Genomic DNA, 3203 nt, shown 5'->3' on the forward strand with positions numbered 1-3203 from the left:
TGCCGTACGGCAGGTAAGGGTGAAAGGGTGCGGTAAGAGCGCACCAGCGCCCCGGGTGACCGGGGCGGCTAGGTAAACCCCGCCCGGAGCAAGGTTGAAGGTCGCACCGCTTGCGGTGCGGCTGCGCAGGTGTTCGAGGGCTGCTCGCCCGAGCCTGCGGGTGAACCGCTCGAGGTACCCGGCGACGGTGTGCCCAGATGGATGGTCGCCACCCCGTTTCGGCGGGGGACAGGATCCGGCTTACAGGCCGGCTCGTTCGCCCGGCGTCTCCCGATCCCACCGCGTTGCTACCGGTCGGGTCAGATCGGATCGATGACCAGCAGGTGCGCCCAGTACGAGGCCGCATCCGGACCCAGCCAGGGCAGCAACGCGTCGTAGAGGATGTAGGACATTGCTTGCTCCTTCGTTCGGACATCGAGCACGGGTGTGCGGCCCGACAGTACCGCGCCACGCCTGCCGACGGGTTGTCCGTACAGACAGACGCGATTCGGGCACACTGAGACCATGAGCGACGACGGCTGGTACTACGACGTGCGCACCGGGAAGGTCTCCCAGGGCAAGGATCCGCACGCCCTCAACCGCATGGGTCCCTACCCGGACAGGGAGACCGCTCAGCGGGCGCTGGAGATCGCGGCAGAACGGAACAAGGCGGCCGACGCCGCCGACGACGACTGGAAGAACGGCTGAGTTCGACGACGAGCACCCGAACCACCAGGAGTTCACGAGCATCGTGGTGACTACTCCCCTCGTCGTCGCGCCCGCGATCGACTTCGCCGACGTGCGCGCTGAATTCGACCTCGTCGACGAGTTCCCGCCGGAGGCCCTCGCCGAGGCGCGACACGCGACCGACCGCTACGCGGATGTCCGTGAGGACCGCACCGATCTGCCTCTCGTGACCATCGACCCACCCGGATCGATGGACCTCGACCAGGCCCTGCATCTCGAACGCACCGACGACGGCTTCGTGCTGCACTACGCGATCGCCGACGTGTACGCACTTGTCGAACCGGGTGGCGCGCTGGACGCCGAGACGCACCGCCGCGGGCAGACCTTCTACCTGCCCGACGGCTCCGTGCCGCTGCATCCGCGCGAGCTGTCCGAGGGCACCGCGAGCCTGCTGCCGGACGCCGTCCGTCCGGCGGCGCTGTGGCGGATCGAGACCGACCACCGCGCCGAGCCCGTCGCGGTGAGCGTGCGGCGCGCGCTCGTCCGCTCGGTCGTGCGCATGGACTACGCCGGAGTGCAGCGCGACGCCGACGCGGGCCGGCTGCATCCGTCCGTCGAGGCGCTGCCCGACTTCGGGCGGTTGCGAGCGGCCGCGGCGCTCGCCCGCGGAGCGATCGAACTGCGCCTGCCCGCGCAGGACGTCGTGCAGCACGCCGGCGGCTGGACGCTGCAGATCGAGCCGCGCACCGAGGCCGACGAGTGGAACTCGGAGATCTCGCTGCTCACCGGGATGTGCGCTGCGCAGATGATGATCGACGCGCGGGCCGGCCTGCTGCGTACGCTTCCGCCCGCAGATCCCGCCGCGGTCGATGCTCTGCGCCGCACCGCGCGGTCGCTGGACGTGCCGTGGCCGTCGGGGCTCGGTGTCGGTGCCTTCCTCGCGTCGCTCGACGCCAACGACCCGAAGACACTCGTGCTGATGAGCGAAGCGCCGACATTGCTGCGCGGCGCGTCCTACGCGGCCTTCGACGGTGACCTGCCCGAGACGATCCTGCACGGCGCGATCGGTGCGCCCTACGCGCACGTCACCGCGCCGCTGCGCCGGTTGTCCGACCGGTACGCCACCGAGGTGTGCTTCGCGGTGTCGGCGGGCCGGGACGTCCCGGACGAGGTCCGCACCGCACTGGCCGCGATGCCGAAGATCATGTCGTCGACCGATTCGCTCGCCGGCAAGGTGAACCGCGCGTGCATCGACCTGACCGAGGCCGTCGTGCTCGCGCCACGGGTGGGGGAGACCTTCGAGGCGACGGTCCTGAAGGAGGCCACCGAGCGGCGCGACGCGGAGGTGTTCGTCGCCTCCGAGACCGTCGTCGGCCCGTGCGGCGGGGCACCGGAGGAGGGCAGCACGGTGCGGGTGCGGCTCACCGTCGCCGACCCGCAGGCACGCAAGATCCGTTTCGACCATGACCGGTGAGGCGACGCGGCGGCGACGGCCGGTCGCTGCCGTCCTCACCGCCGTGCTCGCACTGGGTGCGGTGCTCGCGGTGCTCGTGTGGTGGATCCTGCCGAACCGGCTGTTCCCGTGGGACAGCGCGGCATTCCCCGAGATCGACACCTCGGCGTTGACACCGACGCAGGTGCGGATCGTCGAACTGCTCGAGGAGCAGCACGAGGTGCAGAATCCCGGCACGTTCTACTCGGAGGGTGTCCGCGAACCGTGGTGCGCCGACTTCGTCAGCTGGATCATGCGGGAAGCCGGTGTGCCGCTGTCCAATCCGCATTCGGGCCACTGGCGGATCCCCGGCGTGTTCACGCTCGGTGAGTTCTACGAGCAGGCCGACCGCTACGAACCGGCGGGCACGGGGTACCGGCCGGAGGTCGGCGATGTGGTGCTGTACCACAACAGGATCGGCGTCGGTCAGCGCGAGCACACGAACATCGTCGTCGCCGTCGACGGTGATTCCGCGATCACCGTCGGCGGAAACGAGATGGGCCGCATCCGCGTCCACGAACTCGACGTGACCGGGGACGACGCCGTGGTCGGCTTCGGGCGGCTGCCGAACTGATCCGTGCCGACGGCTGCCCGACCGATCCGGGTCAGCGAAAGCTGTCCGTGGCCTCGACAAGGTGGTGCACGTTCCCCGGTTCGGTCGCCGCGTGTCCCGCATCGTCGACGATGTGCAGGCGGGAGGACGGCCACGCCTCGTGCAGGTCGTGCGCGCTGCGCGCCGGGCACACCACGTCGTAGCGACCCTGCACGATCACCCCGGGGATGTCGCGCAGCAGATGCGCGTCGCGCAGGAGTGCCCCCTCGTCGAAGAAGCCACGGTGGTGGAAGTAGTGGTTCTCGATACGCGCGAAGGCCAGCGCGAACCGGGGTTCGGCCGTCTCCGCGACGCGATCCGGGTTCGGCAGCAGTGAACTCGTGGCGCCCTCCCAGGTGGACCACGCGATCGCCGCGTCCAAGGCGACGTCCGGATCGGTCGAGTGCAGCAGGCGGTGGTAGACGTCCACGGGATGCTCGCCGGGCCCGGCGG

The 3203-nt window shown here is 70.2% G+C and carries 4 protein-coding genes and 1 other RNA gene; 4 read left to right on the forward strand and 1 reads right to left on the reverse strand.

Annotated elements, in window-relative coordinates; all coding sequences use genetic code 11:
* The 4 genes from rnpB to ACLBYD_RS28340 form a co-directional block, all read left to right on the forward strand.
* Positions 1 to 259, forward strand: an RNA gene (gene rnpB / locus ACLBYD_RS28325) — RNase P RNA component class A; the annotation flags it as partial.
* Positions 260 to 504: 245 nt separating this feature from the next.
* Positions 505 to 687, forward strand: a complete 183-nt coding sequence (locus tag ACLBYD_RS28330) for a hypothetical protein (protein WP_006554424.1) — start codon at positions 505 to 507, stop codon at positions 685 to 687.
* A 43-nt stretch (positions 688 to 730) separates the two neighbouring features.
* Complete coding sequence (locus ACLBYD_RS28335; protein WP_447819055.1) at positions 731 to 2140, forward strand: RNB domain-containing ribonuclease; 1410 nt, start codon at positions 731 to 733, stop codon at positions 2138 to 2140.
* Positions 2130 to 2732, forward strand: a complete 603-nt coding sequence (locus tag ACLBYD_RS28340) for a CHAP domain-containing protein (RefSeq protein ID WP_447819056.1) — start codon at positions 2130 to 2132, stop codon at positions 2730 to 2732. Before ACLBYD_RS28335 ends, ACLBYD_RS28340 begins: the two co-directional genes overlap by 11 nt.
* A gap of 31 nt (positions 2733 to 2763) precedes the next feature.
* Here the strand turns inward: ACLBYD_RS28340 and ACLBYD_RS28345 are convergent.
* A partial coding sequence (locus ACLBYD_RS28345; RefSeq protein WP_447819057.1) for an alpha/beta hydrolase occupies positions 2764 to 3203 on the reverse strand: 440 nt, incomplete at its 5' end.

The organism is Rhodococcus sp. C26F (assembly GCF_053345925.1).

Bases quoted from the DNA above. Each gene is read 5' to 3' on its own strand.
- ACLBYD_RS28330 (WP_006554424.1), top strand. From the start codon at position 505: ATGAGCGACGACGGCTGGTACTACGACGTGCGCACCGGGAAGGTCTCC.
- ACLBYD_RS28340 (WP_447819056.1), top strand. From the start codon at position 2,130: ATGACCGGTGAGGCGACGCGGCGGCGACGGCCGGTCGCTGCCGTCCTC.